Origin of the sequence: Citrobacter telavivensis (assembly GCF_041807075.1) — a bacterium.
Classification (GTDB): domain Bacteria; phylum Pseudomonadota; class Gammaproteobacteria; order Enterobacterales; family Enterobacteriaceae; genus Citrobacter_A; species Citrobacter_A telavivensis.
The window spans coordinates 1,605,647-1,626,293 of record NZ_JBGUBF010000001.1 but is presented as its reverse complement, the minus strand read 5'-3'; the positions used below and the strand labels follow the sequence as shown (position 1 = coordinate 1,626,293).

Annotated in this window: 20 protein-coding genes; 9 read left to right on the top strand and 11 right to left on the bottom strand. The window is 50.9% G+C overall.

The features are described 5' to 3' along the window. Positions 1-26 precede the first annotated feature (26 nt). A complete protein-coding gene (gene ribA / locus ACERJC_RS07705) occupies positions 27-617 on the bottom strand; it encodes a GTP cyclohydrolase II (RefSeq protein WP_042318727.1) in 591 nt (196 codons plus the stop codon). Positions 618-813: 196 nt separating this feature from the next. On the opposite strand from ribA, the gene pgpB reads away from it, so the two are divergent. The 5 genes from pgpB to yciH all read left to right on the top strand — a co-directional run bounded on the left by pgpB (position 814) and on the right by yciH (position 4,451). Beyond that, positions 814-1,578: a phosphatidylglycerophosphatase B gene (gene pgpB, locus ACERJC_RS07700; RefSeq protein WP_373671400.1), complete on the top strand. Its 765-nt coding sequence runs from the start codon at positions 814-816 to the stop codon at positions 1,576-1,578. A gap of 150 nt (positions 1,579-1,728) precedes the next feature. Continuing rightward, positions 1,729-2,037 carry a lipopolysaccharide assembly protein LapA gene (lapA, locus tag ACERJC_RS07695; protein ID WP_152404382.1) on the top strand — a complete coding sequence of 103 codons (309 nt, stop codon included), beginning with the start codon at positions 1,729-1,731 and terminating at the stop codon, positions 2,035-2,037. A 6-nt stretch (positions 2,038-2,043) separates the two neighbouring features. Continuing rightward, positions 2,044-3,213 (top strand): lipopolysaccharide assembly protein LapB, encoded by a 1,170-nt coding sequence (gene lapB, locus ACERJC_RS07690; protein WP_286633399.1) that lies wholly within the window; start codon positions 2,044-2,046, stop codon positions 3,211-3,213. Positions 3,214-3,387: 174 nt separating this feature from the next. Beyond that, positions 3,388-4,125: an orotidine-5'-phosphate decarboxylase gene (gene pyrF / locus ACERJC_RS07685; RefSeq protein WP_373671399.1), complete on the top strand. Its 738-nt coding sequence runs from the start codon at positions 3,388-3,390 to the stop codon at positions 4,123-4,125. After that, the gene (yciH, locus tag ACERJC_RS07680; RefSeq protein ID WP_373671398.1) at positions 4,125-4,451 is read left to right on the top strand and encodes a stress response translation initiation inhibitor YciH; all 327 of its coding nucleotides are present in this window, start codon (positions 4,125-4,127) and stop codon (positions 4,449-4,451) included. Before pyrF ends, yciH begins: the two co-directional genes overlap by 1 nt. Before the next feature lie 123 nt (positions 4,452-4,574). On the opposite strand, the gene osmB is transcribed toward yciH, so the two are convergent. The 9 genes from osmB to ACERJC_RS07635 form a co-directional block, all read right to left on the bottom strand. Next, complete coding sequence (osmB, locus tag ACERJC_RS07675) at positions 4,575-4,793, bottom strand: osmotically-inducible lipoprotein OsmB (protein ID WP_042318738.1); 219 nt, start codon at positions 4,791-4,793, stop codon at positions 4,575-4,577. A 258-nt stretch (positions 4,794-5,051) separates the two neighbouring features. Next, positions 5,052-5,801: a DNA-binding transcriptional regulator YciT gene (yciT, locus tag ACERJC_RS07670; RefSeq protein ID WP_152404390.1), complete on the bottom strand. Its 750-nt coding sequence runs from the start codon at positions 5,799-5,801 to the stop codon at positions 5,052-5,054. A gap of 99 nt (positions 5,802-5,900) precedes the next feature. Then, entirely contained in the window at positions 5,901-6,083 is a 183-nt protein-coding gene (locus tag ACERJC_RS07665) for a YciZ family protein (RefSeq protein ID WP_286633395.1), read from the bottom strand. 182 nt (positions 6,084-6,265) lie between these two features. Further along, positions 6,266-8,260: a cyclic di-GMP phosphodiesterase gene (gene pdeR, locus ACERJC_RS07660; protein WP_373671397.1), complete on the bottom strand. Its 1,995-nt coding sequence runs from the start codon at positions 8,258-8,260 to the stop codon at positions 6,266-6,268. A 247-nt stretch (positions 8,261-8,507) separates the two neighbouring features. Further along, entirely contained in the window at positions 8,508-10,442 is a 1,935-nt protein-coding gene (locus ACERJC_RS07655; RefSeq protein WP_373671396.1) for an exoribonuclease II, read from the bottom strand. 89 nt (positions 10,443-10,531) lie between these two features. Then, on the bottom strand, positions 10,532-11,671 hold the full coding sequence (locus ACERJC_RS07650; RefSeq protein ID WP_371896372.1) for a CMD domain-containing protein: 1,140 nt from the start codon (positions 11,669-11,671) through the stop codon (positions 10,532-10,534). A 200-nt stretch (positions 11,672-11,871) separates the two neighbouring features. Beyond that, complete coding sequence (fabI, locus tag ACERJC_RS07645; RefSeq protein ID WP_046481005.1) at positions 11,872-12,660, bottom strand: enoyl-ACP reductase FabI; 789 nt, start codon at positions 12,658-12,660, stop codon at positions 11,872-11,874. A 226-nt stretch (positions 12,661-12,886) separates the two neighbouring features. Beyond that, positions 12,887-13,513 carry a winged helix-turn-helix transcriptional regulator gene (locus ACERJC_RS07640; protein WP_371896373.1) on the bottom strand — a complete coding sequence of 209 codons (627 nt, stop codon included), beginning with the start codon at positions 13,511-13,513 and terminating at the stop codon, positions 12,887-12,889. A 77-nt stretch (positions 13,514-13,590) separates the two neighbouring features. Beyond that, the gene (locus tag ACERJC_RS07635) at positions 13,591-14,238 is read right to left on the bottom strand and encodes a helix-turn-helix domain-containing protein (protein ID WP_371896374.1); all 648 of its coding nucleotides are present in this window, start codon (positions 14,236-14,238) and stop codon (positions 13,591-13,593) included. A 446-nt stretch (positions 14,239-14,684) separates the two neighbouring features. On the opposite strand from ACERJC_RS07635, the gene ACERJC_RS07630 reads away from it, so the two are divergent. From ACERJC_RS07630 to ACERJC_RS07615, 4 genes are all read left to right on the top strand, one after another. Then, on the top strand, positions 14,685-15,260 hold the full coding sequence (locus ACERJC_RS07630) for a fimbrial protein (RefSeq protein ID WP_286633388.1): 576 nt from the start codon (positions 14,685-14,687) through the stop codon (positions 15,258-15,260). Positions 15,261-15,284: 24 nt separating this feature from the next. Further along, positions 15,285-16,031 carry a fimbrial biogenesis chaperone gene (locus ACERJC_RS07625; protein WP_286633387.1) on the top strand — a complete coding sequence of 249 codons (747 nt, stop codon included), beginning with the start codon at positions 15,285-15,287 and terminating at the stop codon, positions 16,029-16,031. A 137-nt stretch (positions 16,032-16,168) separates the two neighbouring features. Next, positions 16,169-18,598 carry a fimbria/pilus outer membrane usher protein gene (locus ACERJC_RS07620; protein WP_371896375.1) on the top strand — a complete coding sequence of 810 codons (2,430 nt, stop codon included), beginning with the start codon at positions 16,169-16,171 and terminating at the stop codon, positions 18,596-18,598. 177 nt (positions 18,599-18,775) lie between these two features. Beyond that, positions 18,776-19,756 carry a fimbrial protein gene (locus ACERJC_RS07615; RefSeq protein ID WP_371896376.1) on the top strand — a complete coding sequence of 327 codons (981 nt, stop codon included), beginning with the start codon at positions 18,776-18,778 and terminating at the stop codon, positions 19,754-19,756. Positions 19,757-19,839: 83 nt separating this feature from the next. Here ACERJC_RS07615 and sapF read toward each other — a convergent pair whose 3' ends face one another. After that, positions 19,840-20,646: a peptide ABC transporter ATP-binding protein SapF gene (gene sapF / locus ACERJC_RS07610; RefSeq protein WP_152404416.1), complete on the bottom strand. Its 807-nt coding sequence runs from the start codon at positions 20,644-20,646 to the stop codon at positions 19,840-19,842. Position 20,647: the final 1 nt, after the last annotated feature.

The window sequence follows — 20,647 nt, the reverse complement described above, 5'->3', positions numbered from 1 at the left end:
TTAATGCATTGCTTTTAACGCATTGCTTATTTACTCAACAGGTGGCCCATCTTGGCGGCTTTGGTATCCAGATAATGTTCATTATTGGGATTACGGCCAACAATCAGCGGGACCCGCTCCACAATATTAATTCCCGCTTCACTGAGAATTTCGACTTTCTTCGGGTTATTGGTGAGCAGACGCACTTCATCAACGCCCAGCAGCTTGAACATATCGGCGCAGAGGGTGAAATCACGCTCATCTGCGGCAAAACCCAACTGATGATTGGCCTCTACGGTGTCGTAGCCCTGGTCCTGCAACGCGTAGGCGCGAATCTTATTGAGCAGGCCAATGTTACGTCCTTCCTGACGATGATAAAGCAGAATTCCGCGTCCTTCTTCCGCGATATGCGTCAGGGCGGCTTCCAGCTGAAAACCACAGTCGCAGCGCAGACTGAACAGGGCATCGCCCGTCAGACATTCTGAATGGACACGGGCCAGAACCGGCGTCTGACCAGAAATATCACCATACACTAACGCGACGTGATCGTGCCCGGTTGCCAGTTCTTCAAATCCCACCATCAGGAAATCGCCCCATGGGGTTGGCAGTTTGGCTTCTGCCACTCGTTTAAGCTGCATGTGTTTCTCCAGATAATGCCGGCACGCGATGTAGTGCCGTTGCCTGTTGGCTTATCTTCTTATTTTGCCATAAGGCAACGGACTTCACCTAATCGCTGCCGCCCAATCGTCATGCGAATGGCACAAATCTGTCAATTTCCCCGAACAGGGAATTTTTCGGTTATGATTGTGGCACTTATCCGTCAAAGAGGTATACATGCTGTCGATTGCAAAGCGTACTGCGGCTGGTGCGGGATTATTGCTGATTATGCCCGTTGCCGTGTGGGTGTCCGGCTGGCGCTGGCAACCGGATCAGGATTCCGGATGGCTAAAAGTGATGTACTGGATAACGGAAACGGTCACCCAACCGTGGGGCATTATCACGCATGTCATTCTTTGCGGCTGGTTCCTCTGGTGCTTACGCTTTCGCCTTAAAGCAGCAGTGATGCTTTTTACCATTCTGGCGGGTGCTATCCTGATGGGTCAGGGCGTCAAGTCGTGGGTTAAGGACCAGGTACAGGAACCTCGTCCTTTCGTGATATGGCTGGAAAAAACGCATCATATCCCGGTTGATGAGTTCTACACTTTAAAACGTAAGGATCGCAGTGACCTGGTGAAGGCGCAACTCTCAACCCAGCAGGATATTCCGCTGTTTTTACGCCAGCACTGGCAAAAAGAGACCGGGTTTGCGTTTCCGTCCGGTCACACGATGTTTGCCGCAAGCTGGGCGCTGCTCGCCGTGGGGTTATTGTGGCCGCGCCGGCGGACAATGACGATTGCCCTTTTGCTGGTGTGGGCGACGGGCGTCATGGGCAGTCGTATGCTGTTGGGCATGCACTGGCCGCGCGATCTGGTGGTCGCGACGCTAATCTCCTGGGCGCTGGTAACGCTGGCGACCTGGCTTGCGCAGCGGTTCTGCGGGCCGCTCACGCCGCCGCCGGAAGAAAGGCAGGAGATTGTCGAACGCGAGCAAAACGGCTGACCGGGGTTGATTTTACCCGGTTTGCCCTTAAATCATCCGATAGCCGACTGCTTTCCCATTTCGCAGACGCCGTGAAAATGGTAATTTAAAAGGCTAAATGCGGTAAGTTGAACACGATTTATTCGCTTAAACCACATAACGGGAAGTAATGTGAAATATTTACTCATTTTCTTACTGGTGTTGGCGATATTTGTTATCTCGGTAACATTGGGTGCGCAGAACGATCAACAGGTGACGTTTAATTATCTGTTGGCCCAGGGCGAGTATCGTATCTCAACCTTGCTGGCCGTTTTGTTCGCTGCAGGTTTCGCCATTGGTTGGTTGATCTGCGGTCTTTTCTGGCTGCGGGTTCGTGTTTCTCTGGTGCGTGCTGAACGTAAAATTAAACGACTGGAAAACCAGCTCTCGCCTGCGACCGACGTTGTGGTGACGCCTGGTACGTCGGTCGCGAAGGAATAACCGTTTATGCTGGAGTTGTTGTTTCTGCTTTTACCTGTTGCTGCCGCCTATGGCTGGTATATGGGTCGCAGAAGTGCGCAACAAACAAAACAGGATGAAGCTAACCGCCTTTCCCGCGATTACGTCGCGGGCGTTAACTTCCTCCTGAGCAACCAACAAGATAAAGCGGTGGATCTGTTCCTCGATATGTTGAAAGAGGATACCGGCACCGTTGAGGCTCATCTCACCCTCGGAAACCTGTTTCGTTCTCGCGGCGAAGTTGACCGCGCCATCCGTATTCACCAAACCCTCATGGAAAGCGCCTCGCTGACCTATGAACAGCGACTGCTGGCGGTTCAGCAGTTAGGCCGTGATTACATGGCCGCTGGTTTGTATGACCGGGCGGAGGATATGTTCAATCAGCTTACCGATGAAACCGATTTTCGCGTAGGCGCGTTGCAGCAACTGTTGCAGATCTATCAGGCGACCAGCGACTGGCAGAAGGCCATTGAGGTTGCCGAAAGACTGGTCAAACTGGGCAAAGACAAGCAGCGTATCGAAATCGCCCATTTTTACTGTGAACTGGCGCTGCAGCAGATGGGTAGTGACGACATGGATCGCGCCATGACGCTGCTGAAAAAAGGGGCCGCGGCGGATAAAAATAGCGCCAGGGTCTCTATCATGATGGGCCGTGTCTGGATGGCGAAGGGCGATTATGCGAAGGCCGTTGAATGTCTCCAGCGGGTGATTTCCCAGGATAAAGAACTGGTTAGCGAAACGCTGGAAATGCTCCAGACCTGCTACCAACAGTTAGGCAAAAATGATGAATGGGCAGAATTCCTGCGCCGTGCGGTAGAAGAGAATACCGGCGCTGCCGCAGAACTGATGCTGGCCGATATTCTTGAGGCTCGCGAAGGGACGGAGACTGCACAGGTCTATATCACCCGCCAGCTCCAGCGCCATCCGACGATGCGTGTTTTCCATAAGCTGATGGATTATCACCTTAACGAAGCCGAAGAGGGCCGTGCGAAAGAGAGTCTGATGGTGCTACGTGATATGGTGGGCGAACAGGTGCGCAGCAAACCACGCTACCGCTGCTCTAAATGCGGTTTCACCGCCTATACGCTGTACTGGCATTGTCCTTCCTGCCGCGCCTGGTCAACGATTAAGCCAATTCGCGGACTTGATGGACTGTAATTTTTAAAAAGATCGTTGTTTAGTTACAACATACTAATGGTTTTATTCGCAACCTCACTCTGGCATTTGTGCCACATCGCCTGGCAGAGGTGTAATCGCGTCTGTTATTTTTTGCGCCTGACAGGTAGAATGCACGCCGTTTACCCATTTGCCCCTTAGCAAGAAGGCCTGGTTATGACGTTAACTGCTTCATCTTCTCCCCGTGCTGCTACCGATTCTCCTGTCGTTGTTGCTCTCGATTATAATAACCGCGATGACGCTCTGGCGTTTGTTGACCGAATCGACCCGCGCGATTGCCGTCTGAAAGTTGGCAAAGAGATGTTCACGCTGTTCGGACCTCAGCTGGTTCGCGATCTCCAGCAACGTGGCTTTGATATTTTTCTGGATCTGAAATTCCATGATATCCCGAATACCGCAGCCCACGCGGTAGCTGCCGCCGCGGATCTTGGCGTCTGGATGGTCAATGTCCATGCGTCGGGCGGGGCGAGAATGATGACCGCAGCTCGTGAAGCTCTGCTACCGTTTGGTAAGGATGCGCCGCTATTAATCGCGGTCACTGTGTTGACCAGCATGGAAGCCAGCGACTTAGCCGATATTGGTGTGACACTGTCACCTGCTGAGCATGCCGAGAGACTGGCGGCATTAACGCAAAAATGTGGTCTGGATGGCGTGGTCTGCTCAGCCCAGGAAGCGGTACGCTTTAAGCAGGCGTTTGGTCGTGATTTTAAACTGGTCACCCCGGGTATTCGCCCGCAGGGCAGTGCTGCCGGCGATCAGCGGCGGATTATGACCCCTGAGCAGGCGCTGAAGGCGGGAGTGGATTATATGGTCATCGGGCGTCCGGTGACGCAGTCTGACGATCCGGCACAGACGCTGAAGGCAATAAACGCGTTACTGAAGCGGGAGGCGTAATGAGCAATTCGAACAGTCGTCTGGTTTATTCGACTGAAAGCGGGCGGATTGATGAACCCAAAGTCGCACCTGAACGTCCGAAAGGCGATGGAATTGTCCGTATCCAGCGTCAGACCAACGGTCGTAAAGGGAAGGGCGTCTGCCTGATTACCGGCGTTGATCTGGATGACGGCGAACTCAACAAACTGGCTGCGGAGCTGAAGAAAAAATGTGGCTGCGGCGGAGCAGTAAAAGACGGTGTAATTGAAATTCAGGGTGACAAGCGCGATTTAATTAAGTCGTTGCTGGAAGCCAAAGGCCTGAAAGTGAAACTGGCGGGCGGTTGATGAAAAAGCCACGATATAAATATCGTGGCTTTAATTTCTACTGCTAAATAAATTGTGTAGTGCAGACCAGAAAAAAATAATCGTATTATTATATCGAGCCGGACAACCGTAGATTATTTACGATTATTTACCTACCTGGTGGCCGATAATACCACCGACAGCGGCACCACCCAGCGTACCCAGCGTGCTGCCATCTGTTAAGACTGCACCACCTAATGCACCTGCACCCGCACCAATGGCGGTGTTACGGTCACGTTTAGACCAGTTAGAACAGGCGCTCAGAGACATTGCCAGGGCAATCGCCAGCACAGCGGCGGTCATTTTTTTGCTCGTTACAAACATAATACTTTCTCCTGAATTAACGATTCACGGAAGTAAGCTCTCTTTAACTATAGTTAAAATATCTGTCATTAAAGAGAGCATCCGTGAAACCTTATTGCGCAGGGTAATATCACGCAGGTGATAGTCACTTCCTGTTATATCGCTACTATTAATTTTACGACTTTCGCCTGTGAACAACAGGTAAATAGTCTTAATTCAGGAGTCAGAATAGTCTCAGAGCGCAAATGATCTGCACAGCGCAAATCATCTGCGAATATTTCACTCAGCGTCGACGATATTAACGGTCAGGCCACGCTGTTCCATCAGCTTACGGTCGCTGGCGCTGATTCTGGCATCGGTGATCACGCGGCTAAACCGCTCAATAGGGCCCAGCGTGTAAGGATGGACCGCGCCAAATTTAGAACTGTCGGTCAGAACAATGGCTTCCGAACCTTTCTCCAGCACCGCATTGACCACATCAGCCCGCATCATGTCGCGACCCGTGAAGCCCGTTTCGGTTTGCCAGCCATCAATGCCAATAAACGCCTTACTGAAATGAACCTGCTGGATGAACTGACGGGTAAGTGGTCCCACCATGCTTTCGCTTTTTTTCTGATAAATACCGCCGAGCAGGATCACTTCACAGGGAGTCGCTTTCAACAGGTGCGCAATGTAACTACTGACCGTGATGATGGTGACGTCTTTCTGTTCCGCCAGCGTTCTTGCCAGCAGGGCATTGCTGCTGCCATTTTCAATGAACACCGACTCGCCAGGGTTAACCAGCGATGCCGCGAATTCCGCGAGCTGACGCTTCAGGGTGTAGTTGGTCATCATCCGGGTTTCCACGTCTTCGCTATCCAGCGAAACGGCGAAACCGTGCGCACGGCGTAGAAAGCTCTGCTTCTCCAGTGTGTTCAGATCCTGTCGGATGGTGACTTCGGAAACGCCAGTGATTTTGGCCAGTTCAGAGACGCTCATCTGACCTTTATCAATGACCATTTGCAAAATTTTTTGTTGTCGGGAGTTCATAGCTCTAATTTTTATAGCGGTAATCATACCGCGAAGATTAAACACATGCGGCGGTGCCACATCCAGGCGGCACACGGCCGCAAACCGTGCGCGAAAAAATCAGATCTCCCACGGGGCCCGGGGTTTCTTCGTCAATGATACGGCCTCATCCTGTACCTGACTCAACAATTCCGCCTTCAGAATTTCGAGATTATGGATGGCGGAGTGGACATCACCGGCCACCAGGATATCAAGCACGGTATCAATACGCTCGGCAACCCGCTTAGCATCGATATCAGACATGGGGGGATCCTTTGTCAAATAATGAGAGAAGTTAATGATGCAAAAAATGACGGCAAAAGAGAAGGGAAAATTCGGCCTCGCCAGAACCTTTAGGGAATATCATATGTTCTGCGAATACATACAGATATGTAGAAGGCAAAAAGCGAAACTTTCCGTTTCGCTCAGGCGATCATTTTGCCGGCTTAACGCTTTTTCTTATTGAGATAACGTTTGTACCAGCGCTCAAACACGGTAGCAGGCATTGGTTTGGCAAATAAAAAGCCCTGTCGCTCATTAACGCCGTTTTTCGTCAAAAAAGCATCCTCTTTGGCGCTCTCCACGCCTTCGGCAATCACCTGTAGATTCAACGCCTGCGCCACGGCGACAATCGCACGGACCATCGACTGCGATACCGATTTCTTGTGAATGTCGCGAACAAAAATCTGATCCAGCTTGATGGCATCAATCGGAAAACGCGTCAGCTGCGAAAGCGAGGAATAGCCGGTGCCAAAGTCATCCAGATGCACCTGGGCACCGAGCTGGCTAAACTGCTGAATGACGGACAGCGCAAGCGCTTCGTTTTCAATCAGACAGCTCTCCGTCAGTTCGACATCGATAGGACAATATTCAAAATTGAGCTCGTGCAACACTCGCTTCAGATCGGTGAATATCGTCTGGTCGGCCAGTTGGCGGGCAGAAATATTAACCGCCACGCGCAGGTTGATGCCTTTATCACGCCATTTCGCGACCTGGCGCACAACGTCGAGGATCACCCAGCGGCCGAGTGGCACAATCAACCCGGACTCCTCGGCGTAAGAGATGAACTCCAGCGGCGGGATTAGCCCGCGTTCAGGGGACTGCCAGCGCACCAGCGCCTCAAGGCTGCGGACTTCGCCTCGCCAGGTCACTTTCGGCTGATAGTGAATCAGCAACTGATCGTTTTCCAGCGCTTTGCGCAGGTTAGTGTCCAGCCACAGGTATTCGAATACCCGCTCGTTCATCTCCGGTGAGAAGACACAGAACTGGCCGCGTCCGCCTTCTTTTACGGTGTACATCGCGGTATCGGCATTGCGGATCAGGTCGCCGCTGTTCTCACCGTGCTGAGGCGCCAACGCGATACCGACAGAACAGCCCGTATAGACTTCTATCAGGCCGATACGGAAGGGCTGGCGCAATCGGGTGAGGATCCGCGAGGCGACCGCCTCAAGCGAACTCTGCGACGTCTGGCTGGCGAGTACAATAAACTCATCACCGCCGAGGCGGGCCAGCACTTGATTTTCTTCCAGACAACTCAGGATCGCTAACGACACCGCCTGTAAAAGCTGATCACCAAACATGTGACCATAGGCATCGTTCACCTTTTTGAAATTATCCAGGTCGAGATAGACAATGCCCACCTGGCTGTCTCCAACCGCCTGTTCGATGGCGTCATTGATCAGCTCATGAATAGCATTGCGGTTTGGCAAACCGGTAATCGTGTCGGTATTCGCCAGCACGCGTAATCGTTCCTGCGCGCGCCGTTCTTCAGTGATGTCCGTACCGGAGCAGATCAGGTAGATTTCATTCTTCCCGCTGCCGCTGTGGACAAACTTATTGCGGAACAGGAACAGCCGCTGGCCCTTGCGGGTCTGTACCCAGAGTTCAACTTCATACGAATTGCCGTTGCGAAAGAAACCGCTGATGTTGCGACGAGAGGCGGCGGCCTCCCGACGACTCATAAAGAGTTTGAAGACGCTCTGCCCAATCACTTCTTGCTCTTTCAACCCGGTGTACTCTTCACACAGGCGGTTGAAGCGCTGAATGTTGCCCCGGCTGTCGAGGATCACAATGGCAGAGTTGGCTTCAGACACCACCTGTTCAGCAAACGACAGCCCTTTGACCAGATCGCGCGCCACGGAAGGGGTATCGTGCCAGGCCGATGCGCTGCCCGCCCATTCATGCTTGCTGATTTTACGGCCCACCAGATGCACCGGGATATCGTTGTTGTCAAAGGGGAGCGTCATCATCAGGCTGGATGTGATAACGGTCATTTCGCGGATCCGTTCGGCTTGCTCGGGCGCAAGTTCAACGCTTTCCGTACGGTCGGTCGCTTCGGTGACGGACAAATGCAGGGTGTTGGAATCTTCTGACAAACGCCAGTAAGGCGTGTGAGTGCCCATATAGCTATACAACGTTGCGGACTCCAGAATGTCTTTCATAATGAACACCCTCCCGTTTAAAGCGCGAACAACCCTCAATGGAAGGGGCAGCTACCGTTCAGTTAAACTCATGACGGCTGAACATCTTGTTTTGTTTATGTATTTATTTGTAATTCAGATCCGGAAAAAAGCATAGGCGCGGTTGAAAATATATCCGGCTGACAGTCAGAGTGTAGTGAGAGAATAGGGATTTGGGGGAAAAGAAACGGCCTTTCCTGAAAAGAAAAGGCCGTTACAGAGCCGGTTATCAGACGGCTGGACGGGCAATGATGCTACGGGTTTCCATCCGCACTTCGGCGATGGTGACATCAATCACATCGGTCACTTTGTAGACGGTTTCGCCTTTGACCTGGATGGTGCCGTTTTCCTGGCTGCACACCAGTTCGTCACGCACCGCGTGCAGGAATGGCGCTGGGATAAAAGCAACCGCGCCGTTATCCACCAGGCGTACACGCATCCCGCCGCGGCTGACATCGATGATCTCCGCCGCGAAGCGGGTATCCGTACCGGCCTTATCGCTGAGGAAACGGGCATACAACCAGTCACCAACATCGCGTTCCGCCATACGGTTCAGGCGACGGCGTTCTGCCATCTGTACGGTTACCTCTTCCTGCGGACGGCTAATACTTTCACCTTTGATGACTGCTTTAAGCAGGCGATGGTTGATCATATCGCCATACTTACGAATCGGTGAAGTCCAGGTGGCGTAAGCCTCCAGACCCAGCCCGAAGTGCGGCCCCGGCTCGGTGCTGATTTCCGCAAAGGACTGGAAGCGACGAATACGGCTGTCGAGGAAACCCGACGGTTGCGCATCCAGTTCGCGACGAAGTTTGCAGAAGCCTTCGAGGGTTAATACCTCTTCGGCGTCCACATGCATGCCGTGGGATTGCAGCAGCGCCGCCAGCGCATCAGCATTGGCCGGATCAAAGCCCAGGTGAACGTTGTAAATGCCAAAGCCGAGTTTGTCGCGCAGCACGCGTGCGGCACAGATGTTGGCGGCAATCATTGACTCTTCGACAATCCGGTTCGCGATACGGCGCGGTTCCGCGACGATATCGAGCACTTCGCCTTTGTCGCCGAGAATGAAGCGGTAGTCAGGGCGATCTTTAAACACCAGCGCATGGTGATGGCGCCACTCGCCGCGGTTCAGGCAGATACGTTGCAGCAGGCGAATCTGCTGTGCGATTTCTTCGCGCTCAGGCTGCCAGCTACCGCTATTTTCCAGCCAGTCAGAGACGTTGTCGTAAGCCAGTTTTGCTTTCGACTCAATCGTGGCGGCGAAGAACGTGATGTCATCTTCAATGGCGCCATCCGCGGCAATGGTCATGCGACAGGCGAGCACCGGGCGCACTTCATTGGCGCGCAGCGAGCAGAGATCGTCAGACAGTTCGCGCGGCAGCATTGGAATGTTGAAGCCCGGCAAATAGTTGGTGAACGCACGGATTTTCGCGGCGTTATCCAGTTTGCTGCCTTCGGCTATCCAGGCGGTAGGATCGGCAATCGCCACGGTCAGTTGCAGCTTGCCGTCGGTCAGTTCTTCGGCATACAGCGCATCGTCCATATCTTCAGTGCTGGCACTGTCGATGGTGACAAAATTCAGCGCGGTAAGATCCTGGCGTTCCAGACCTTCATCCAGCATTTCCGTCGCCACGCCGTCTGGCGCTTCTTTTTCAAGATGGTGACGTGCCAGGGTGACCCACCACGGTACGAAGTGGTCGTCAGCGAAAGTGATAAACTGGGTTAATTCGGCGTAGAAGGTGCGGTCGCCTTTGAGTGGATGACGGCGCATTTCAGCAACGGCCCAGTCACCCTCTTTAAATTCATGTTCCACACCGCGCGCGGCGCGGCAGGGGATAGCGTCTTTCAACAGCGGATGATCCGGCACGATGGACAGGCGATCGTTCTTCCCCTGCACTTTACCGACAAAACGGGTCAGGAACGGCTCAACCAGTTCTTCCGGCTCCGCAGATTCACGATCTTTTTCAGTGTGGATGACGGCGATGATTCGGTCGCCATGCATCACTTTTTTCATCTGCGGCGGTGGGATGAAATAACTTTTTTGCGCATCGACTTCCAGGAAGCCAAAGCCTTTTTCCGTGGCTTTTACCACCCCTTCGGCACGTGGCGTCTGGGAATGCAGTTGCTGTTTAAGCTGCGCTAGCAGCGGGTTGTCCTGAAACATATTTGTCTATTTTCGTGGCCATAAGAGCGGCTGACAGTTTTACGCGAAAGTACCTGATGCGGCAAGTGCTCTTTATGGCAATGAGGGGGTTAATGCGTCTCGCCCAGCGCGATTTTCAGACGATTTATCCATCCGCACAAACCCGACCAGGCCAACAGATTGATTGCCTGTTCGACGGACGTACAGTACTCGCTGAGCGGGGTGAACTGTGCGGCACTGAAACGATCGGGCGCGCGCGTCAGCCATTGTATCGCCTGGAATAACGGGCGCTCAAGCGGCTGTTGCCGTTCCCGCCGCTCAATCTCATGTTCGCTCTGCCGTAGTGATTCGGCGACTTCTGATGCTGTCGCATATTGGTTAAAGCAGCTTGCACTGCCGTTAATACGTGACGTCAGCAGCGTGGTGAAACCGTGCGCGGGGGACTCAACAGACAATGTGCTCTTCAGTAAGGAGCCAAGCAGGGCGAGCAGCGTCGGTTGATGAACCAGATTGGGGGCGATGTGCTGAAGGGAGGCGACGGGCTGATAGCGCGACAGACACTCAAGCTGTTCCGCCGTTGCGTAGCGCAGTTCGACCTGCTCGTGCGCCGAATGCCAGGTCGCGTCGGGCTGCAGAAATGGGGCGACATCGGCGAATGACTGCGTGTCCAGGCCCGGCACCCAACGTACCGGTTGTCCAAGCCAGGCCTGAAACGTGGCGATGACGCGCGCCTGAAAGCCGATATAGCCGATGATTTGGTTTATCAGCGCGATATCCCAGGCGGAGAGACCCACGTCGCGTAGATGCTGGCGTGCGCGGTTATCAATCACCGAGGGCGAACGGGCAAGCTGGCGCGCGTACTGGGTAATCTGCGCCAGTCGGTGATTACTTTCACGTGACGAATCTGGGCCGGGAAGCGGCGTCAGACGGGCAGCATAATGGTTACAGAGTCGCTGCACACCGTACACCTGGGCGACCGTTAACGCGGTACTCATGCGTTCATAAGCGCTAAAGGTATGCAGGCGGTTCAGTAAAACGGTGTCAGGGAACAGTTCGTGAGCCAACTGGCGTGCCGGTTGCAGCCAGGACTGAAAGGGAATAAGCGCGTCTTCGGGGATCACCAAATCCAACAGAAAGCGATCGTCAACGTGTGCGGCTTCGGGCACCAGCGGTAACACGTCCTGCGGGCCGGTGCTGGACTGGGTTTCATGATACCAGTGGCTTTTGCCGTTGAATCGGCGTTGTTCCATGGGCGTTCCTTGGTCTGTATGTGGCGACCCGGACACGTCGTCGTCGAATCACGCCGGATCGTTTTCGCTGCTTTATCCTGGCGTAAGCGGGGGAAGGGATGAAAGATTGTTGCGTGATAACAAAGATCAAAAAGCTATATTGCGGGGAAGGTTTTAGAACATGGGCGGCAGGGCGCCGCCCACAGGGGAAGTCGGAACGATTATTTCAGTTCCAGTTCGTTCATTGCAGCGATGCTAAAGCCGCCGTCGACATGAACCACTTCACCGGAGATACCGCCAGACAGATCGGAGCACAGGAACGCCGCAGAGTTGCCCACATCTTCGATGGTCACAGTGCGACGAATCGGGGTGACTGCTTCGCAGTGTGCCAGCATCTTACGGAAATCTTTAATGCCGGAAGCCGCCAGCGTACGGATTGGACCCGCAGAGATAGCGTTAACACGCACACCTTCCGGACCCATCGCGTTCGCCATATAACGGACGTTTGCTTCCAGAGACGCTTTTGCCAGACCCATCACGTTGTAGTTCGGGATCGCGCGCTCAGCGCCCAGGTAAGAAAGCGTCAGCAGGGCAGAGCCCGGGTTCAGCATAGAACGGCAGGCTTTCGCCATCGCCACAAAGCTGTAGGAGCTGATGTCGTGAGCGATTTTAAAACCTTCGCGGGTGACCGCGTTCACATAGTCACCGTCCAGTTGGTCGCCAGGAGCAAAGCCGATAGAGTGAACGAAACCGTCAAATTTCGGCCAGGCTTTGGCCAACTCTGCGAACATGGTGTCGATGCTTTCATCTTCTGCCACATCGCACTGCAGAACGATGTTTGAACCCAGCTGAGCAGCAAATTCTTCCACGCGGCCTTTCAGTTTGTCGTTCTGGTAGGTGAATGCCAGTTCCGCGCCTTCGCGGTGCATCGCCTGCGCGATACCGTAGGCGATGGAAAGTTTGCTGGCAAGACCGGTCACCAGAATACGCTTACCGGAAAGAAAACCCATAGCTTAAATCCTTATGTCATTGCTTATTTTAGCTTTATATTCATTCGGTTATGACGAATGTAGCCAGAATAAAAGAGATAGCAGGCTGAAATTATAGCCCACTATACGCCTGAATTGTCACGTGATTTTTACATAGTGCTGAAAGTGGTTCGCGTCACGGAGCAGAAAACCAGCACTTTTCTATTATATCAGCAGTCGCTGTCTGTACTGATCCAACCTCATTTAATCAATACTTTTGCGGCAAATGATGGATAGCCATCAGTCGTCCATTTTCAATGCTGATATAGCCACCCAACTTGAGGTCGGCAAGGATTTTCATGATGCTGCTGCGAGAAAGATGGGTTCTGTCACGAATGAAGCGCTCAACGGAAAGTGTTTTACGCAAGGATTCCGGTTCGTGCATTAATTCAATTAACTGGCAGCAAATCACTTCATAGGCGGTGGGGGCACTCAATTGCCGACTGTAAAAAAACAGTTTACTGCTCACGACAACCATATGTTTAGCCAGTACTTCCCACAAACCCAGTTCCTGAATGTGCTGATGCGCCTCTTCTAAAGTCAGGGTCGCAATTTTGCAGGGTTCCGCGGTAACAATATAGCAGCCGCTGATGCCAAGACCCAGAATACGGGTTGCCGGAACGCGCACCATGAGCAGATGATCAGCAGTGCGGTGTACCTCAACGGAACCATTGATAATTAATCGGCAAAGCGGTTCATCGGTCTCGACAAAATCAAGGCGAATCCCTTTTCGATATGACTGCGTCGTGGCGAAGGGCTGTAACGCCTCGACCAACGTTTTTGACCATGGGGAGGGCGTATTGAGTGTCAGTGGAGTTAATACTTTTTCATCCATAAAGTAGTTATACCGAATAGCATGTCTCTTTGATAACTATAGACAAAGAGTGAAAAACGTGACAACAAAGCTTGAACTCAAAATTTTACCGGTAATTGGTTGATTGAAAGCAATTTTCCATTACTTATTTCAATGTAACTCCCCTGGCGTAGGGCTGAAAGGACAGCCATAATCCTGCTGCGCGACAGGAAACAGCGGCTTTGAATGTAACGCACCACCGGTTCCGATTTTCTGGATGCTTCTGACTCCAGTGAAAGTTCAAACAGGAGATAGCGTATGACGCCGTAAGCCCCCGGTTGAGACAAGCGCGTGCAATGCGCAAAAATGCGGGATGAAATATGCACCATGACATGGGAAAGTGACTCCCATAGCGCATGCTGCTGAATAATATCCATGGCCAGGTCCAGCGGGATCCGGCTCAGGACCGCATCTGTTAATGTGCATGATGTGCATAATGTTAATGTGTCACTCAACATGCTAAAACCAAAGATAAAAGGAGCGGTTTCAGCGTTTAACGATAACCCATCTTTTGTACGGTTGATCACCACATGTCCTTTATGCAGCAAGTAACAGTAATTTATTCCATCAATTGCATACGGCAGTAACGTACCCTTGTGTGTCAGCAGAGGGGTCGCCTGAGCGGTCAGTGCAGTAAGCAATTGCCGGAAGGATTGTTCAGGCTTATTTTCATGCAAGAAAATACCAATAGTCGGTGAATCTGACATAGTGAAGCTGAATCCTGATAATGAAAATAATAACTCCTGGATTATGACTTATTGATGTCTGCAATTGGAGCCTGAATAAGAGTCTAAAATTACACCACAAAAAATATTGCAATCAGCAAGCGAATAGCGTGAGGGGGTGTGTAATTTTGGATTTTGGTTGCATTGATTTTAAGTGCCGCCATAAATACAATATCCCTTGTCATCGAAGAGTCTGGTTTTTGTGATGGATATTTTTACTCATGCTTTCCATTCATACCGTATAAATAACATGTGGGCTGAATGGGTATCTGATATGTAATGGATAGAAGGAACGATTTGCAACGACGTATACGCTGTTATTGCATTTTATCTTTTCCTTTTATATGAAAATAAAATTATTCCAGGAACAGCAAATACAGCGACTATAGACTCGCGGTCAAGACATCATTTTATTTTTAGGAACGAAAATGAAACTATCTGTATTTTTTAAAGTCGGTCTTATTGCATCTGCATTGGTGGGGATGATTAATGCCTCATATGCCGCCGGAGTATCGAGTGGCACCATTACCTTTGAGGGTAAAATTACATCTTCAACCTGTGAAGCAACAGTAAATGGTGTTGCTGCCGACGGAACCGTAACAATGCCGCCAATTGCAATATCGGCGTTCACTGATGCGACGGCCGGACGTACACCTTTTACCATCGAACTGGCGAATTGTGCGCTGACGGATCCAGATACCAAGGTCGGGACGTTTTTTGAACCTGATGGTATTCAGGTGGATTCCGCAACCGGGCATCTGAATAATATTGCTACGACTGGCGCCGCGACCGGCGTAAGTCTGCAATTATCAAATGGTACTGACGACACCGCTATTCTTGTCGGCGATGCAGGGCAGACAGGTTCCGCGCAATATGTCGTGCCTGACGCTACAAGTAAAAAGGGAACCCTTTCTTACTTTGTTGAGTACTACAAAGTATCAGGCGCCACCCTGGGCGCTGGTGCGGTACAAGGCAAAGTCGTTTACGACCTGATTTATAAATAATCGACCAAAGAGTGTTATGACAATATGTTTATTCCTGTGATTCTGTCCAGACGTAAAGTAAAGTTTTTATTCGTAGCGCTATCAGGGATGACAGCATTAAGTTATAGCACTCTTTCTTGTGCTGGTATTGTGCTAAGCGGAACCCGCGTTATTTATCCTGCGGAGCAAAATGAAGTCACTGTGAACATGAAAAACGCCGGTAAAGCACCGGTGCTGGCACAAAGCTGGATTGATGATGGCAATCAATCCGCAACGCCGGATAAAATTATTTCACCGTTTGTATTAACGCCTCCCATTAATCGCGTCGATGCCGGAAAGGGGCAGACGTTAAGGATTAGTCTGGTTGATGGCAAGGGGATTGCGACGAATAAAGAATCCATATTTTATTTGAACGTTCTGGAGATCCCAGCCAAGTCAAAAAATGCCGCTGAGAATAACCATCTTAGTATCGCGTTCAGAACCCGAATAAAGCTTTTTTATCGTCCGCAAGGTTTAAGCGGTAGTGCCGGTGATGCGCCAGATGCATTGCAATGGTCAATCAGTAATGGCGGTGTAAAAGCCACAAACCCTACACCTTATTATATTACTCTCGGGACGGTGACCTATACCCAGGGGGGGAGTAAACACGTTGAAGAGGGAAAAATGATCGCGCCGGGAAGCAGTGCTGATTTTCATTTTAAAAATGCAAATCCGGTCAGTGATATCCACGCAATTACTTTTACCTCAATTAATGACTATGGCGCTGCAGTCAAACATATCCAGGGCAAATAGTCTTAAGTTCTGCCTCTGGTGGTAATATTATGATTATCCTGTTTCCCATTATGTTATTTTTGGCGTTAAACATTCTTATTGTACAATGTTCTGTGGCTGCCACGGGGGATGTGTTGACGCCGTCAGCAGAAGATCAAGTGGAGTTTGATTCTGACTTTGTGAAACAACCAGCGGGACAGTCCGTAGATTTAGCCCGCTTTTCCAACGGGGCTAACGTGCTGCCGGGTATTTATAAAATCGCAGTGGCCTTGAATCAACAAACGCTGACCGTGGCGGAAGTCGAGTTCAGGGCGGCAGATAACAAAAATGTCATCCCTTGTATTCCGCTGAGTGTGTTCAATTTGATTAATTTCAAGAAAGAACAAATTAATTTTACTCAGTGGGATTCCCTCACTGACAAAACAGAATGTATCAACCTTAAAGCGATCGTTCCTGAAGCGGTACTGGATTTTGACAACCAGAATCAGCAGTTAAATATCTCGATACCACAAATTTATATCAATAAACAACCCCGAGGGTCAGTGCCTGCCTCTATGTGGGACAGTGGTATTCCAGCGATGATGCTGAGTTATAACATGAACGCGTATCAATCTAAAAATAATGGCTACGATTCAAAGTCATTTTATACCGCCATTAACAGCGGGTTGAATATCGGCTCCTGGTATTTACGCCATAATGGGTCGTATAACTGGGCTGATGGAAGCGGGGGACGCTACAGCGTTCTGAATACTTACATTCAGCACGATTTACCGCGTATTTCTGGTCGTTTGGTAGCTGGGCAGTCCAACACCAGCGGACAGTTGTTCGATACTGTACCTTTTACCGGCGTTCAGATCGCCAGCGACGAGCGTATGCTGCCGGAATCACAGCGTGGTTATGCGCCCGAAATCCGTGGTATCGCGAAAACCAATGCGAAAGTAACGGTGAAACAGAGCGGGCAGAGCATTTATGAGACCACCGTTTCGCCGGGCTCTTTCGTCATCAACGATCTCTATCCAACCGGTTACGGCGGCAACCTGGATGTCACTATTGAAGAGGCCGATGGCTCTCAGCAGAATTTTTCGATTCCTTATGCCTCGGTGTCTCAGCTCTTGCGCCCAGGCAGTCAGCGTTACAGCCTGAGCTTGGGTAAACTGCGTAGTGACAGTGTTTCAAGCGATCCGAACCTGGTCGAAGCGACATACCAGCGGGGGTTCTCTAACCTGATTACCGGCTATACCGGTTTACAGGCCAATAAAGATTATCAGGCGGTAAAAGTGGGGACGGCGCTGGGGCTGCAAATCGGCGCGATCGCTTTTGACGTCACGCAATCGCAGACGCATTTGCCATCGCCAGATAAGCAGGTTATTTCCGGCCAAAGCTATCAGGTGAGCTACAGCAAGCTGATTAATGAAACCAACAGCAACATTACGCTTGCGGCATACCGCTTTTCGAGCAGCGGTTATATGGACTATATGACCGCAATGGAAAGCATTCAGGCGGTTAAAGATGGCGAAGACAGAAATACCATCCAGCGTGAAAAAAACCGTTTCACAGTCACGATAAGCCAGGGACTGGCTGATGACTGGGGCCAACTCTATCTCAGTGGTTCTTTACAGGATTACTGGGGACAAGATAATTATGAGCGCCAGTATCAGTTTGGTTACTCGAATCACTATAAACAACTGAGCTACAGCATCAACGTTAGCCGTAGCCAGGATGCCTGGGGCGAATCGCAGACCAGTTATTATTTGAATCTGTCATTCCCTCTGTGGGAAAACCACGACAGCAACTATGCACCACAAATGAGTCTGAGCTACAACCAGGACTCAAATGGTCGTTCGGGTGAACAGGCGATGATTTCAGGAAGTGCGGGAACGGATAATCAATTATCCTGGAACGCCAGCGGCACGCATGACAGTGAGGCCGGAACTTCCGCGAGCGTGGGCGGTTCGTATCGGAGCCGTGTGGCACAGATGTCAGGCAGTTACAGCCAAGGGCCGGACTACCGCAGCACGTCTCTGAGCATGTCCGGGGCGATGGTTGCCCACGCTGGCGGCCTGACGCTGTCACCTTATAACAGCGATACCTTCACGCTGGTGGAAGCGAAAGGTGCAGAAGGGGCAACAGTGCCGTCATATCCCGGGATTAAGGTTGACAGGTTTGGTTATGCGCTGCTGCCGGCTTCAAGTCCCTATCAGTTGAGTGATGTATCAATCGATCCGAAAGGCACGTCCCGTAACGTTGAGTTAGATAATACATCGCAAAAAGTAGTGCCTCGCTTTGGTGCCGTCGTGAAAGTGAAGTTCAATGCTGAGAAGGGGACACCGATTTTAATTACCTCGTCTTATTCAGGCAAAGCGCTACCGTTTGGCGCTGAAGTGTATGACGAAAAAGATCATAGCGTTGGTACCGTTGCGCAGGGGAGCACGATCTACGCTCGTGTTGCCGAGTCGAAAGGGACGTTGAAAGTGAAATGGGGTGAGGGTAGCGCATCACAATGTTTTGTTAGCTACGTGCTTGCGCCAGGTATTGAAGACGACACGAAGCAAACGGCGATTCAGCGGTTCAGTAATGTGTGCCGTTAGTCGAAATTATTGATCCTGATTATACCCATTAGGGCTATTGATGTTTCAGCGCCGGTAGTTTATTAGCCTGACCTACAAATGGCTCGTATATTTTTATATCAATCGATTGAAGTGGATTTAAACGTATAAATATCAATTTGCACATATAGATTGGTATTTAAATAATAGGCTGTCATCATGTGGAAATGTGAACGATATATATCTGCGTTATTTCTTTTTATAAGCTTAATTTTCACCGTTATCCCGATGAAAGTGCATGCCTTTTCGTGTACAAATAATGGCACGCAAACGGTGAGTGTTGATTTAACCCTCACTGACTCAGATGCAATGACACTCCTGACGGATATGAGTACGTATACCACTTGTACTGGCAATGTCGGGGGGAGTGAGAATGACGCCTTGAGAGTAAAATCACTCACTACGTCAAGTGCGCTGGCGATTCAGGGGTATACGGGGTATTTTCAGACTCCCGGTTCAACATTCCCGGATTCTACAACCTTTCCGGTTTGTGTCTGGCCGCAGGAAAGCGATGTTAATTGCGATCCTTTATCATCATCTGCCAGAGATTATTCAGAACCACTGGCACTGAAAATTTATGTGAAGCGTACTGGCATAACAACGTCGGACGATCTGATCCTGAAAGCGGGAACGGAAGTGGCACGAATTTCACTTGACCAACGCTCGCAGGGCGTCTGGGGATGGACCAGAACGTGGATTTTTGTACTGAAGAACGACGTGCCTATTCCGGCACATACCTGTGACGTGGATGCATCTACACCTTCTGAGGTAACGTTGCCATCTATTTCATCCGGCACCTTGCAACAGAGTGGCACCAGCGAGGCAACGGATTTTAGCATTAAGCTTAAATGCCAGGGAAACGTCAGTGTGAGCATATTATTGGATGGACAAGAAGATAAGAACGCAACAACCGACGGCGTACTTGCCAATATTGCAGATTCAGAACCAGCTTCCAGGGTTGGTATTCAGATATTATATAATAATATCCCGGTGAAGCTCAGAGAAACCTTTAGTGCTGGTGTAGCATCGGATGGGATCTACGATATTCCGATGCAGGCCCGTTATTACAAAACATCTGTCTCACCGGTAAGAGCTGGAAATGTAAAATCTGTAATGACGTATAATTTAACCTATAAATAAAAGCAAGATGTACCGTACGGAACACGATATAAATTTCACATTATGGAGTTGAGAAAAGGCAGAATAATTTCTGCCTTTTCTCTTTAGCGATCCTTGCGCCACGCATCCGCCGTTAATGCCTCACCAAAATGCCCGGCAATCAGGCGTTTGGTCAGTTCATGCAGCGGAGAGGCCAGCACATCCGCGGTACTGCCGCGCTCGACGACTTCCCCCTGGTGCATCACCAGCACCTGATCGCTGATGTGCTTCATCATGCCAAGATGCTGGGTGACGTAAATATACGAAATGCCTTGTTTCTCCTGCAATTCCAGCATCAGGTTGATTAACTGCGAGCGCATCGACATATCGAGCGACGCCAGTGCCTCATCGGCAATAATCACTTTCGGACGCAGGATCATCGCACGCGCAAGTCCCAGACGCTGTTTTTGTCCCGGCGCCAGCATATGGGGATAGTAGCTGACGTGATCGGGCAGCAGTCCTACCATCCGCATGGTCTCGATGATCTGTTTGCGTCGCTGTTCCGGCTCAAGATCGGTATTCAGTCGCAGCGGAAAATCGAGGATTTGCGAAATACGCTGGCGCGGGTTCAGTGATGTTGACGGATCCTGGAAAATCATGCGGATACGCTGACTGCGAAACGAATAGTCACCAAATTCGAGCGGATGATCGTCAATCAGCAGTTCACCGCCGGTCGGTTCAACCATGCCTGCCAGCATTTTTGCCAGCGTCGATTTACCGGAGCCATTTTCACCAATGATGGCCAGCGTCTGACGCTCGCGCAGCGTAAAGCTCAGCGGTTTTACGGCTTCCACGGTCTGGCGACGAAACCAGCCCGTACGATAGCGGAAGGTTTTACTCAGATTGCGGACTTCGAGTAAGGTCTCGACCATC